This is a genomic window from Bacillus sp. NPDC094064 (assembly GCF_050279585.1).
Taxonomy (GTDB): Bacteria; Bacillota; Bacilli; order Bacillales; family Bacillaceae_G; genus Bacillus_A.
In genome coordinates this window covers 168170-181793 of the sequence record NZ_JBNNUI010000008.1, presented here as the reverse complement: position 1 = coordinate 181793, position 13624 = coordinate 168170, and the positions used below count along the sequence as shown (strand labels likewise).

The window sequence follows — 13624 nt, the reverse complement described above, 5'->3', positions numbered from 1 at the left end:
AAAACCAACAGAACCAGAAAAACCAACAGAACCAGAAAAACCAACAGAACCAGAGAAACCAACAGAGCCAGAGAAACCAACAGAGCCAGAGAAACCAACAGAGCCAGAAAAACCAACAGAGCCAGAAAAACCAACAGAACCAGAAAAACCAACAGAACCAGAAAAACCAACAGAACCAGAGAAACCAACAGAGCCAGAGAAACCAACAGAGCCAGAGAAACCGACAGAACCAGAGAAACCGACTGAGCCAGAAAAGCCAACAGAATTAAATAAACAAGAATCAAAATCAGATGTAACTGTTTAAAGGGGGGATTCGCTTACCCATGTACAAGGATAAAATCTCAATTAAATATAAGTTAGCTGAAAAAAAAGTACTCATTCCATTGAGTACTTTTTTGTTTGTTGGAATGTTTTTAATCGCTAATTTTTTACTCAATTTATCTTTAGAACTGATAAAAACAACATTCAAAGACGTATTACATCCAAAACCATTTCATGTGGAAATTGGATTTTTTTTTCGGATGCCGATTGCAGGGCATCCGATTTATTACATGCTTGTTTTCCTTGTAGTAATTGGAACCATAGTAAGAACAGTGTACAAATTGAAATCTTCCTTTAAAAACTTAAATAATCATCAGAAAGGATCTAGCCGTTTTACAACAGTTGAAGAGCTGAAAAAGCAATATCGAGCCGTACCAGATCGAGAGAAATCATTTAAAGGTGGCGGTGGTGTTGTTATCTCTCGACTAGGTGACAAAGTATTCATTGATGATAGCCCTGTAAACAATTTAATCATTGGTACAACTCGCTCTGGTAAAGGGGAAACCTTTGTATTTCCTACAATTGATGTCTATTCTAGAGCGGAACATAAGCCATCTTTAATTTTTAACGATCCAAAGGGGGAATTATTCAGTGCATCGAAAGAAACGCTGGAAGAACGAGGGTATCACATTGAAGTTTTGAACTTGTTAAACCCACTTGATTCTATGAGTTATAATTTATTGCAACTTGTAAAAGATGCCTATAAAGATGGCGATTATTCAACAGCGCAAGCGTTATGTAAAACACTTTCTCACACTTTGTATTACAACCCAACTGTCAAAGATCCTTTTTGGCAACAGTGCGCTATGAGCTTGTGCAATGCCATGATATTAGCAGTTACGGATAAATGTATTGCGGAAAGAACAGAAGAGAAAATCACAATGTATACAGTAGCAAATATGTTATCAGAACTTGGATCAAAAGAGGTAATCGTAGATCCAAAAGCAGATCCACAAAATGCATTAGATTTATACTTTGAAGGGTTGCCAGCAGATAGTGTTGCGAAAATGCAATATGCAACCTCAAACTTCTCGAAAGGAACGACACGAGGCGGAATCTTCACCCAAACAATGAACGGACTCTCTATTTTTACGTTCGATGAAATTGCAAAAATGACTTCAAAAAATAGTGTGGATTTAAAACGTGTAGGGTTTGGAAAAACGATAAAAGGAAAAGTAGCACCTAGAAAACGAGTAGAAATTGTATTCCCGGACGGATCAAATGAGTCTATCAAAGCGGATATTACAGGATGTTTTGCATTGGATTTTAAGCAAGTAGTAAAAGTCGGGGATATAATCCAATTGAATGAAAAGGGAAATAATAAAAAGAAAACATCTATTTCTATTACGAAAATAGATAAAAAGACGGGGCATACAGAATATAAAGTAGTAGAAGAAAATGAAGATATTCAGGTAACAACAGTGGATTATTTCGATAAACCAGTTGCTATTTTTATGATTACACCAGACTTTGATTCTTCTAATCATGTCATTGCTTCTATTTTTGTAAGACAGCTCTATTTTATATTAGCTAAGGGTGCATCCCTCGCTCGTGGAGGGAAATGTCACCGTGAGGTGGTTTTTTGCCTTGATGAGTTTGGAAATATGCCAAGTATTGAAGGTATGGCGAATATTATTACGGTTTGTCTTGGTAGAAATATTCGTTTTAACCTTGTTATCCAGGCATATTCACAACTAAAAAACAAATATGGAGATGATGCAGATACCATTGATGGCAACTGTGGAAATACCATTTATATATTAACAAACGACCAACAGACAGCCGAAAGAGTATCGAAGAAGCTTGGGAACAAGACAATTAACACATTTTCCCGAAGTGGAAAAGGTCTCTCTACAGATAAAAACAAAACTGAAAGCCTAGATCAACGACCACTGTTAACGCCAAATGAACTTATGAGTTTTAAAGAAGGGGAAAGTGCTGTTATTCGTGTAATAAAACGTCAAGATAATGATCAGAAGCGAATTAGACCACGACCAATTTATAATACTGAGGAAACGGCCTTAAAATACAGATGGGAGTACTTAGGAGTAGAATTCGATACAGATAAATCTATTTTAGATATAGATATTGATTCCCTACATGGTGATGTAGACCCTAAAAAACTCATAGTAGACTTCCTAGAAGAAAGAAAGGCAGAACAAATCAAGAAAGAAACACCAGAGCCAGAACAGGAAACACCTTCGCCAGTAGAACCGGAGCAGCCAACAGAAGAGCCGAAAATGATGGGAATTGATGAAGATATTCCCGAAGAGGCGTTTCAGCAAGAAGATAATCCATTTGATTCACTTTCCATTGAAAATTGGAAATCAAAAACGGTTATTGAATTTTTTGAAACTGATTTAGCGGTTTTGAAACTGGTTGATAAGTTCTTTTTAGCACAGTTAGGGAAAGGCATAGATGAGGTTGAAAAGCAAGAAATGGGCGAGTTTTACAGTGAATTTCAAATGTTGGCTCACAATGACCATATCGACAAAGGTGTTTATCAAGCAGTTGGAAATAAGATTCATCGAATTTTACGTGATTTAGAAGAAAAGGAACACGTAACGAGTTAGAAAAGCACTCAAATAATTGAGTGCTTTTTTGAATCCAAAAATAAAGGAGGAAGAGAGAATGTGTGTACCGATAATAACGGATAAAATGCAATTGATTTTAGATAGTTACTCGCCATTTGTAACAGAAGAAAATGAGGTCATTCTTGGTCTAGAAGATGCGGTTCTTTTCATTTCAGTAGATCGGGAACAAAAAGGGAAATTGATTATTCGTATTGACAGACTGAATGAGAGGGTGAATTGGACAGTAAAGAAAGTATTAGGGCAGTAGTGAGCAAGAGAGGAGGATAAATGGTGAAAGATGAAGAGATTTTAAAGGTTTTAGAAGAGTTCTCGGATTATCTTCAAGTAGGAGACGTTGTTAATTATGTATTGCGTTGGGTAGGGTGGTTCGTAATTCAAGGTCTATCTTTAATTGTAGATGGCTTGGAGGGTGTGACAGATTCCATATTGGGGATTAAAGGGTTCTTTAATTCACCGGGAGTACAAGAGTTTGTTGACATGTTATATCCATTGTTCGTCGTTCTTTTAGCTATATCGTTTTTATATATTGGCTACATGTTCATTATGAACAAACAAATGAACCGTTCTCAAATTATCATCAATATTTTCGTTACGCTGAGTGTACTTTGTTTATTAAGTACAGGTATGACAAAGGTCGATAAGTTCACCGATGATGCCATAGCAGTTGTAAAATCAGAGCAAAAAGGCTCTTTGAGTGATGAAATTATTAAGAAGAACATAACGGATATTGCAGTAATAGATCAAAATAAGTGGAAAAAGAAAGAAGATATGAACCCGAAAAATAATATTCCAGAAAAAAATATTAGACAGATAGATATTACAGAAAAAATTGATTCGGATTTTGAGTTTGCAAAAGATAAAAAGTTAACAGATGATGGACAAAAAATATTGAAAAATAAAACGGTAATGGATGGGCAAGGGGTAGCATCCTTAACCGAATTGAAGGATGGCTGGTTTGATTTCTTCCCAGAAAAGTATTATCGCTGGCATTGGAACTTTTGGAATATATTTTTCACCTTACTGATAACAGGGTTAACGTTGTTATTAGTAAGTATTAAATTAGCTAGGTTATTTTATGAATTGGCATTTAACTACTTGTTAGCCAACATATTAGCACCAGCCGATGTTGCAAATGGTCAAAAGTTAAAAGCTGTATTATCCAATATCCTCAATATATTTATAGCAACGATTATGATATTCCTATCTTTGAAGCTATATATAATGGGAACGGCGTTTCTCCATGACAAATTAAATGGTGTACCGTATCTGATTGCATTAGCCGCATTTAGTATGGCAGTTCTAGATGGCCCGGCAGTCGTAGAAAGGTTATTTGGTATAGATATTGGATTAAAGAGCAGTTGGGGCATGTTAGCAGGTGGTTTAGCAGGTGGTTTCGCACTTGGTAAAGGGATTGGTAGTCTTGCAAATTCGAGACCAATGAAGGGTCTAGGAAATATGATTGGAAAAGGAGCGAAAGGTGCAGCACAAGGGGCGGCAAAAGGTGCTGGTGTTGCAGCGGCAAAAACCGCAAATGCGGCTGGAGGTATGGCAGGTATCATAAGTGGCTTGAAAAAAGGGAATGAATCCGGAAATAAAGAATCTTTGCAGGATCAAATGAAAAAAGCGGATCAAAAAAAAACACAAGGCAATGACTTAGCAAATAAAGAAAAGGAAAAAGGGAACTTAAATAAGGAAGAAGATATGAAAAAAGAAGGGAATGAAAAACCAGAGGTAGCAAGTGGGCAAGAATCAGGAACAACAAGTCTTCAAGATGAAATGAAGGAAGCTGGAAAAGTAAGTGGAGCAAGTGAAGGAAGTCAAACAGCAGGAGGAATAAAACAAGGAGCAAGCCAGGGAAGTCAAACAGCAGGAGGAGTAAAACAGGGAGCAAGCCAGGGAAGTCAAACAGTCGGAGGAGTAAGCCAGGGAACAGGTGAAGGGAATCAAACAGCAGGTGGAGGAAGCCCGGCACCAATGGGAACAGCAAGACCAGTACCAGGTGGAGGAAGCCCGGCACCAATGGGAACAGCAAAACCAGTACCAGGTGGAGGAAGCCCGGCACCAATGGGAACAGCAAGACCAGTAACAAGTGGAGGAAGCCCGGCACCAATGGAAACAGCAAGACCAGTACCAGGTGGAAGTAGCCCGGCACCAGTGGAATCACCAAGATCAGTGCCAAGTGGAAGTAGTTCAACACCAATGGGAACAGCAAGGCCAGTACCAGGTGGAAGTAGCCCGGCACCAGTGGAATCGCCAAGATCAGTGCCAAGTGGAAGTAGTTCAACACCAATGGGAACAGCAAGACCAGTACCAGGTGGAAGTAGCCCGGCACCAGTGGAATCGCCAAGATCAGTGCCAAGTGAAAGTAGCCCGGCACCAATGGAAACAGCAAGACCAGTGCCAAGCGGAAGTAGCCCGGCACCAATGGAAACAGCAAGTCCAGTAACAAGTGAAAGTAGCCCGGCATCAGCCGATATCGTAACGATGACACATAGTAGCCCAAGTATTCCTTATGAAAGTGATAAAGAAGTGGCGGCAAGTAGTAGTCATGAAACACGTACATTAGGACAATATGCAACGGATACAGTTAAAAAGGGCTATAGCGCTACTACATCATCCATTAAACACAAGGCAAAAGGAGTGCAAGAGCGAATTCATAACTCTGAAACGGTACAAAATACAAAGCGTTTTTATCAGATGGGTCAAAATACAGGTAAAAGTTGGAGAGATATCGTGAGCAAAAATAAAAATAATACGGATAAAAAATAAGCGTAATCGTACGCTTATTTTTTATTGTCGAAAAGGAGGGAATCCCGATGAGAAGCTATCGGATTCCGAAGGAAATCAGTACAGAATTACGGATTAATAAAGTGCTTTATTTAATAGATTTCTTTTTATTAATTGGTTTATTAGTTGTAACGATGATTCTTAGGAATTTTGTACATGGCTCTTTACAACTCCCATTCGTCATTTTCATGGCAGCCATTGCAATTATCATGATATGGCGACCAAGTACGAATCCTCAAAAACGAATGTATGAAGTGCTGATTATTACATTGCTAAGAAGAAAAGGCGCATATTGCGCCATTGATAACGATCAATAAGGGAGGGATCACATATGGCGTTATTCAGCGAAAAAGATGTGGAGAAAGAAGAGCCAAAACAACTAGAAATAACGAAGAAAAAAGCATTTCGATTTAACGAAAAAAATGTAAAGGAATCACTTTCTGAACCAAAAGAAATTGTGAAGGTGGTACCCAACAAAAAGAAAGAAGAAAAAACAAAGGTAGAACCAAAAGTAAAAAAGCAGAAAAAAGAAAAGCCAAAGAAAGATGTTTCGAAAAAGAAAAACCAAAAACTTTTAGGCTTTTTCTCTAGAAAAAAGAAAGAAGCACCACCAAAGGTAAAGAAAAGTATTGCGGAAATTATGCAAATTGTAGACATGACGGAGGATGGCATATTTGAGCTGAAAAATGAGGAGTTTTTAGAAATTCTTCAAGTGGAAGGTGACGATATGTTCTCTAAGAATAGCGATGAACAAGCATTTGTTATTTTCTCACATGCGTATTTTTATCAAGCCTACAAACAGTCCATTAAACTCGTTTTTTTAAACTTCCCATGTCAAACAACCGAACAACAACGTTATATAGAGAAGAAAATTAAAGAATGTACTAGTCCTTTGTATGAACGAATTTTAAATCAGAAGTTAAAAGAACTACAGTTTTTAGAATGGGGCAGAACAAATCGGGAAGCCTTCTTATTTATTTACGGAGAAACGGAATTAATCGTAAAAGAGCGTGTGGATGCAGCCAAACGATATATTAAGCGTTCTACAGAACTATTAGATGTGGATGAAGAGAAGAAATTAGAACTTATGTTTAAATTGTTTAATCAAAATGCAAAATTAGGAACGAAAAATATATGGTAGCGAGGGGGAAATAACATGTTTGCGTTTAAAAGTAAAAAATCTAAAAAGGAAAAACAAAAAGAACTAAAAAAGAAGAAAGGTTACAATCCCTATTTATTAGCTAGAGTCCAATCACAAGGGGGGGTAAGTTTTAAAGAAAGTTATGTTCAAACAGGTGATGGATTTGCTACTTGTATTCATGTTTTTGACTATCCAACAGAGGTAAATGATTTTTGGTTAGAGCAAATCATGAATATGCCAAATGTGATTACAACATTAGATGTAATGAGTGATGACCGAAAAGAGGTCGTTGAATCGATTAATAAATCCATGAGTGAACAAAGTGTACGGCATGATACAGCGAAGGATAATATAGATCGGATCGATGCGAAAAATGAATTTTTAGAGCTGGAAGCTCTCTATACGGATTTGAAACAAGGTGAGGTTATGAAACGTATTCATATCCGTATCTATGTTTCCGCTAGAACTTTAGATGAGTTAGAAAAACAAGTAAAAGAAATCATGGAAACATTAGAGTCTTATAATTTTCGAGGAGCTGTTTTTTTAAATGAACAAGAGTATGAATGGGATGCACTCGTAACAAGCTTTGATACACAAAAAAATTATGTGAACCGAAGAAAGGGAAAAGAAATTCCGGCAGTCAGTTTGGCTGGTGGGTGTCCATTTCACTACTCTTATTTGCATGATCCATACGGTACGTATTACGGAACAACGAAAACAAAAGGAAATGTTATTTTTGATATTTTTCATAAAGACGAACAAAGAAAGTTTTATAACGGTGTAATGATTGGAAAGCCTGGTGCTGGAAAATCAACATTACTAAAAAAGAAATCAGTAGACTATGCAAGTAAAGGTCATTTTATTCGTATTTTTGATATTGTAGGTGAATTCGAGGAAACAGTACGTGATCTGAATGGGAAAACAATTGCATTAGATGGTTCACAAGGTCAAATTAACCCACTTCAAGTATATAAGACAGCAGAACTTGAGGAAGTTAGTTTCACTCAGCATCTATCTAAACTGACAATTTTTTATCGATTCATTGCGCCAGAAGCAAAAGATGATGAAATTAAAGAATATGAAAATTTGCTTCGTAAATTATATATTCGTATGGGATTATGGAATGACGAAAAAGGAGCGAAAAATGAAATTACAACAAGAAAACCAAAAGAATATCCTATCTTCTCTGATTTTTTAATGTTTGTTCGCAAAGAATTATATCAAGATGTAGAAGCTAAAAAACATCATGATAATTTAGGAGACAGTAGAATTCATCGTTTAGAATTAATTGAATTAAATCTTACCAATTTAGTAGAAGCATATGCACAATTATTTGATGGTCATTCCACTATTGAAAACTTTAAAAAAGAACAAGTTGTATCGTTTTCTTTACGAAACATTTCAAATTTTAAACCGGAAGTATTCCAAGCACAAATTTTTAATGTATTTAATTTAATATGGGATGAAATGATATCCAATGGTGCACCACAATTAGAGGCATATACTAAACAACAACTTGCTTTTGAAGATGTAATTCGTTATTTCATTATTATTGACGAGGCGCATCATATTATTAACACGAAAAAAGAAAGCGCTCATGCCCTACAATTTTTAACTAAATTTAGCCGAGAAGATCGAAAATATTTCGCAGGGCTTTTATATGCAAGTCACACGATTCGGGATTTTGTACCGGAAGGATCTTCACAAGAAATGATTGATGAAATTAAAAAGCTATTTGAACTTACACAGTACAAATTTATCATGCAACAAGATAATAACAGTTTAGATATGTTACGAAAAGTTTTTGCAGGACAGTTAAGTGAAAGTGAAATTGCAGCGATTCCACATTTACCAACAGGGGATGTCATTTTAAGTATTGGTGCTGTAAAAAACATTCACTTTCATGTAGAGGTAACAGATGAAGAATTGATGTTATTCGGGGGAGGTGCTTAATACCATGCATCTGGTTTTAAAGATCATACCAAAGAAATGGCTCATCACTTTAGCGTTAATTGTGATGGGTCTTTTTTCTTTTCTTTTACTTGGAGTCGTTAGTATTTTCATTGCAGCAATGGGAAGTGATAGTGGAACAGGAACAGACACGGGTGATATTACATATACAGGTGAAGGACAAGTGATGAATGTTTCGCCCGACGTTTTGAAATGGGAACCTACGATTCGGAAGTATGCAAAAGAGTTTGGCGTGGAACCGTTTGTTGCTTTAATGCTTGCTCAAATGATGCAGGAAAGCGGAGGGCGTGGCAGCGATCCGATGCAATCATCAGAGGGTGCTTATAATACGAAATATTGTAAATCACCAAACTGTATTACAGATCCAGATTACAGTATTTGGGCAGGTGTACAGGAGTTTAAACATGCGATAGAAAGAGCAGGAGTAACGAGTCCAGGAGACATGGATCATATTAAAACAGCACTTCAAGCTTACAATTTTGGAACAGGATTTTTTGATTTTGTTGGTGCAAACGGTGGCAAGTATACGAAAGAATTAGCAATTAAATTTTCACAACAACAGTATCAAAAAGTAAAACATACTGGAATGTATCACTGCCTTAGACCAGAAGCTGTACCGTATCAAGCGTGCTATGGCGATATATTGTACGTTGATGCGGTTTTGAAATATTATCAGCCGGGTTCAGTCGTTTCTGGTGGAGGAGGAAGTCCAGGAAGTGGGGGAAGTAGTGGTTCTAAAGTTGCCGATGTAGGTCGTCAATGGATAGGCCGTTCTACGTATGTATTTGGTGGAGGACGTAATACAAATGACATTGCAAGAGGGATTTTTGATTGTTCAAGTTTTGTACGCTGGGCATTCGAACAAGTAGGGATGTATACCAGTCCAATAGGAGCTGTAAGTACGGAAACATTAAATAAAATCGGTACAAAAGTATCAGCAAATGATATGAAACCGGGTGATGTTATTTTCTTTGATACCTATAAACATGACGGGCACGTTGGCATTGTAATTGATAAAAATACTTTCATTGGATGCCAAACAAATAAAGGTGTTTCCATTGAAGATTTAAATAATCCGTATTGGAAAAAAGTCTTTTCTGGTCATGTAAGAAGGTTCTAAAAAACGAAAGAATAGGAGACTGAAAGAATGAAAGATAAACGGAAATCTTTGTTTATTGTGTTTGCCATTTTAGTTATAGGTGTGACAGTTTTTAATATCTATTTGAGCAAAAAATCAATGAGTGATGGCAAAGAAAAACAGTTAAAACTTTCAAATGAATTACTAACAAAACAAATTGAAGACTTAAAAAACCGACTGGATAAGGTGCTTCCTTCCGCACAAGAACAACAAAGAAGGGCGTATTTATCGACAGCAGAAACGTTTATTCAATTATCATTTCATCGAGAAAAAGAAGGCTACAGTGAGCGGAAAGAAAAAGCAAAATCCATTATGAGTGAAGAACTTTTACAACAATTCTATCCCACTGAAAAATACGAATTAGGAGATACCTATAAAACAAAACCAATAGAAATGAAGTTTTATTTACAAGAAAATGAACCCGATAAAGAGGAGGTAAATGTGTTAGCTGAATTTATAAATGTCACGACAGATTCAACTCAAAATCGAGAAGAGAAAGTCAACAATGTGTTGCGAATCATCATAAAAAAAGATAAGGAAACATGGCGAGTTACAAGTGTAGAAGAGTTAAATATGAAAGTTTTATAACGAAAAAGGTGGGGTGAGAGTGTGATAAGTTCAATTGGTAAGAAAAGTGAAAGAATCAATCTGAGAAGAAATAAGTCGTGGATCTACCTAGCAATTATCAGCTTTCTATTTTTAGGTTTTTCCGCTTTCTTAACATCTAAAATTTACATGCCAAATGATGAAAAACTATTTCATACGGAAACAAACAAAGTAATCAGGTTGTCGGGAATGGGGAAGTTGATTGTAGAACAAAGGGAGTACAATCCACATAAAAACTTTATACAAATTCGCTTTCGGATAGAAGGATATGAGGAAACAGGATTTACGTTTAAGGCACAAGAAAAAGGAAAGCCAGGTGTTCAATTACCTGTCAAAGTGTTGTATGAAGAGAACGGAAATTACGTGATAGAAGTCAAAGAATTATCTCCAAATTGGGGCGCTTTAGCTTTAGATATTTACAATAAAAACAGTGAAAAAGAACAAATGGATATACGGAAGTTTACACAAGATGCTAACGAGTACGAAGAAGAAAATACAAGTACAAAGAGTCCAAATAAACTTGTTCAGACGATTTTTACCGATCAAAGAAAAACGAAAGCAAATGATGAATTGTTAGCTGAAGATAAAATAACATATGAGCTAGATTTTATAGAAAGGGATAAAAAAGATATTGAAACAAAGATCGAAAATTATGGAAAAGCAATTAAGCTTGAAGAAGAAAATGCAAAGACAGTTTATGAGAAAGTAAAGGAACTAAAAGATGAAATGAAGTACCAAACAGAAGCGGAAAAAACGGAAACGCAATCGAAAATAGCATCCTTAGAATCTAAAATAAAATCATCAGAAAAGAACGTTGAATTGTTTAAAGGAGAACAAAAAATTGCACGAGATAAGATCAAAAAATTAGAGCAAAAGGCACTTGAAATTAATAAAAATTGAAAAAAGTCATGTCGTGAGTGAGTCTACATCAAGGGATTTCGTGTCGTGAGTGAGTCCACATCACGAAAAAATGAGTCGTGAGTGAGTCTACATCAGAAGATTTTGTGTCGTGAGTGAGTCTACACCTAGAAGGTTTTCTTGTTCCCATCGTTTCGCTAGGCTCCGCCTAGCTTCACACCTTAGGTGGGAACAAAAACCCCTTATGCTCTTCTCACTATTTTTTGATCTCTACCCAGAATTGTAGAAAGGAGAGGGAAAAGTGGAAATTAGAATTAGGGAAGTAGATCCAATTGCCGTAAAGAAAATAGATGAAATTGCAAAGAGGAAAGGATTATCCAGGCAGAAATTTTTGAAAGACCAAATTGAAATGCTGGCATTTTTTCAGCAACAAAATAAAAGGGAAATGGAGTTAGAAAATCTCATTGAAAAGAACATCCATATGATGAGTGATTGTTATAACGCAATGGGAAAAATGAATGAGTTTATTCAAATGATGATGCAGGATGTTGAAAATGAGTAATGCGGTTCCTGTTCAATCTTCCGTCACAACGGGTGTTGTTTTAAAAACGAAATTTGTGTTACCAAGTTCCGATGCGTTTCAGAACTATATTGATTATGTAGATCGGGAGGAAGCGAAAAGTGAAGTAAAGTTGAATCCGAAAATGTTCGAAACGTATCAAGACTATATGGGGAATTCAGAAAAGACCTCGGCACTATTTACGGAACACGCAAATCGTTTAACAGAAAGTGAAAAAAAGTCCTTAAAGGAAATGTTTAAAACCGCTCATGAGAATGGAAGTATCATGTGGCAAGATGTCATTTCTTTTCATAATCCTTGGCTAGAGGAACAAGGCATATATGATGAGAAAACTAAAACATTGGATGAAAAAAAGTTAATGGATGTGACACGGATTGCGATGAAGGAAATGCAGAAAAGGGAGGGATTAGAAAAAAGTTCTACCTGGTCGGCAGCCATTCATTTTAATACGGATAACATTCATATTCATGTGGCAACGGTTGAACCATTTCCAACGAGAGACCGTGGCAAAAGAAAACCCAAAACATTGGATGCGATGAGGGGAAAAGTCGTAAACAATTTGTTAGATCGTAAGCAGGAACAAAAACAAATTAATGATCTGATTCGAAACAATATGGTGGGAAGTAAAAAAGAGGATTCGGTTTTTGATTGGCGTAATCAACATTTGAAACCATTGTTTTTACAAATCTATAAACAGTTACCAAGTGATAAAAGACAGTGGCAATATAGCTACAATACAATTCAGCCATTGAAGCCGGAAATTGATGAATTAAGCAGGCGATATATTCAACATCATCATAAAAAAGATTACGATCAGTTTCTCCAAAAGTTAGATAAAGAAGTGCAAGTTTTTAAAGAAGCATATGGAGAAGGAAAGTATGATAAGAAGCAATATGAAAATTACAAGACGAATAAAATCAATGACCTGTATAAAAGAATGGGGAACGCCTTTTTACAAGAAATGAAGGCATACGATAAAGAACAAAAGAGAATCCATCACATGAAAAAATCAAAGCCGTTTCAAAAATTTCAACAGAATGTATCTATTCAGTATTCTATGAGGAAAGTAAAACGTGCGTTTAAAAGTGAATATGAAAGCTGGAAGAACCAAAAGTATTATGAGCGTATGCAAAAAGAAAGTGCATATCAAAATGAGAGGGGTTATTAAATGAAAGACTTTCGCATGCAAATTACATTGGATGAAGAAACAGATACGTATATTAAAGATTATATGGAAGAACACAATATCAGATACAACGGCGAAGCAATTGTAAGGATTTGTAGAGAACATCAAGCATCAAAAAATACAGAATGGTCATTGAATTATATTTCAGAAGTTGTTTCTAAAAATCTTCATGACATATTAAAAAGTGAGCTAACAAAAATTCGTCTTGGTGCAAATAGTGCGGATAGGAATACACAAGTTTTAATTGAATTAATGAATGGTTACTTTTTTGCCAATGACTTAGATTTAGAGAGTATTATTACTACGGATAAAATAGAAGTCGGTGGCGTGAAAATGGCAAAGGAAGTCGTAGCGGAACGGATTAGTCATGCGAGACAAAAACGTATAGATCATGAGGCATCAAAGAACAATGTAACATAAGATACATTGTTCTTTTTTATAA

Annotated in this window: 12 protein-coding genes and 1 pseudogene; all 13 read left to right on the top strand. The window is 36.1% G+C overall.

Features of this window, described 5'->3' with window-relative positions; genetic code table 11:
* Positions 1 to 304, top strand: a pseudogene (locus ACQKNI_RS19085) (hypothetical protein); the annotation flags it as partial.
* 19 nt (positions 305 to 323) lie between these two features.
* Entirely contained in the window at positions 324 to 2894 is a 2571-nt protein-coding gene (locus ACQKNI_RS19080) for a VirD4-like conjugal transfer protein, CD1115 family (RefSeq protein ID WP_427282641.1), read from the top strand.
* A gap of 58 nt (positions 2895 to 2952) precedes the next feature.
* Positions 2953 to 3162, top strand: a complete 210-nt coding sequence (locus ACQKNI_RS19075) for a hypothetical protein (RefSeq protein ID WP_427282640.1) — start codon at positions 2953 to 2955, stop codon at positions 3160 to 3162.
* A 23-nt stretch (positions 3163 to 3185) separates the two neighbouring features.
* The gene (locus tag ACQKNI_RS19070; protein ID WP_427282639.1) at positions 3186 to 5684 is read left to right on the top strand and encodes a pLS20_p028 family conjugation system transmembrane protein; all 2499 of its coding nucleotides are present in this window, start codon (positions 3186 to 3188) and stop codon (positions 5682 to 5684) included.
* A 47-nt stretch (positions 5685 to 5731) separates the two neighbouring features.
* Positions 5732 to 6019: a DUF5592 family protein gene (locus tag ACQKNI_RS19065; RefSeq protein ID WP_097904827.1), complete on the top strand. Its 288-nt coding sequence runs from the start codon at positions 5732 to 5734 to the stop codon at positions 6017 to 6019.
* A gap of 14 nt (positions 6020 to 6033) precedes the next feature.
* The gene (locus ACQKNI_RS19060) at positions 6034 to 6843 is read left to right on the top strand and encodes a hypothetical protein (protein ID WP_427282638.1); all 810 of its coding nucleotides are present in this window, start codon (positions 6034 to 6036) and stop codon (positions 6841 to 6843) included.
* Between the two features lie 15 nt (positions 6844 to 6858).
* Positions 6859 to 8796, top strand: coding sequence for a VirB4 family type IV secretion system protein (locus tag ACQKNI_RS19055; protein WP_427282637.1), 1938 nt, complete (start codon positions 6859 to 6861; stop codon positions 8794 to 8796).
* A 4-nt stretch (positions 8797 to 8800) separates the two neighbouring features.
* A complete protein-coding gene (locus tag ACQKNI_RS19050) occupies positions 8801 to 9934 on the top strand; it encodes a lysozyme family protein (protein ID WP_427282636.1) in 1134 nt (377 codons plus the stop codon).
* A 27-nt stretch (positions 9935 to 9961) separates the two neighbouring features.
* Entirely contained in the window at positions 9962 to 10540 is a 579-nt protein-coding gene (locus tag ACQKNI_RS19045) for a MerR family transcriptional regulator (RefSeq protein ID WP_427282635.1), read from the top strand.
* Between the two features lie 21 nt (positions 10541 to 10561).
* A complete protein-coding gene (locus tag ACQKNI_RS19040; protein ID WP_098357275.1) occupies positions 10562 to 11458 on the top strand; it encodes a hypothetical protein in 897 nt (298 codons plus the stop codon).
* A gap of 259 nt (positions 11459 to 11717) precedes the next feature.
* Positions 11718 to 11978, top strand: a complete 261-nt coding sequence (locus ACQKNI_RS19035) for a hypothetical protein (RefSeq protein ID WP_427282634.1) — start codon at positions 11718 to 11720, stop codon at positions 11976 to 11978.
* Positions 11971 to 13164, top strand: a complete 1194-nt coding sequence (mobP2, locus tag ACQKNI_RS19030; protein ID WP_427282633.1) for a MobP2 family relaxase — start codon at positions 11971 to 11973, stop codon at positions 13162 to 13164. The genes ACQKNI_RS19035 and mobP2 overlap by 8 nt, the downstream gene beginning before the upstream one ends.
* On the top strand, positions 13165 to 13602 hold the full coding sequence (locus tag ACQKNI_RS19025) for a hypothetical protein (RefSeq protein ID WP_071717410.1): 438 nt from the start codon (positions 13165 to 13167) through the stop codon (positions 13600 to 13602).
* Positions 13603 to 13624: the final 22 nt, after the last annotated feature.